The sequence below is a fragment of the Mesorhizobium sp. P3_A9 genome, from assembly GCF_056402975.1.
The window spans coordinates 1-519 of record NZ_JBFUGJ010000847.1 but is presented as its reverse complement, the minus strand read 5'-3'; the positions used below and the strand labels follow the sequence as shown (position 1 = coordinate 519).

1 protein-coding gene and 1 pseudogene are annotated in these 519 nt (G+C 63.2%); both read right to left on the bottom strand.

Annotation, left to right across the window (positions count from 1 at the left end):
* On the bottom strand, positions 1 to 230 hold a 230-nt coding region (locus AC1DX0_RS37080; protein WP_477359687.1), incomplete at its 3' end, for a serine hydrolase.
* A 40-nt stretch (positions 231 to 270) separates the two neighbouring features.
* Positions 271 to 519 (bottom strand): annotated as a pseudogene (locus tag AC1DX0_RS37075) (glutathione-disulfide reductase); the annotation flags it as partial.

Below are 519 nucleotides of genomic sequence, written 5' to 3'. Positions count from 1 at the left end.
ACGACAGGTTTGGTGACCGACGCCAACCGGAAGATCGCGTCCGGCGTCATCGGTTTCTTCGCTTCGCGGTCGGCAAGGCCGGCGGCGCGGCTGTATAGGATTTCACCGCGCTGGGCGACAAGAATCACGGCGCCGACAATGCGCCCCTCCTCGACGGCCGTGTCGATGACCTGGTCGACACGGCCGCCGAACCCATGATCAAGCGGTGTGGAATTGGTGGTGGCGGACATCGAGCTCCCTCTACGGCAGGCGCTGGAAACAGACGAAAGGCTAGATGCGCTGGCCGTCCTTCACGCGGTAGGTCGGCTTGTACATGGTGACGAGTTCTTCCGCCGCGGTCGGGTGCACGGCCATTGTGCGGTCGAAATCATCCTTTGTCAGTCCGGCCTTCAGCGGAATGCCGAGCAGCTGCGCCATTTCGCCTGCATCCGGCCCCAATATATGGGCGCCGAGCACTTTGCGGGACGCGCCATCGACCACCAGCTTGATCAGCATCTTCTCATCGCGGCCCGACAGCGT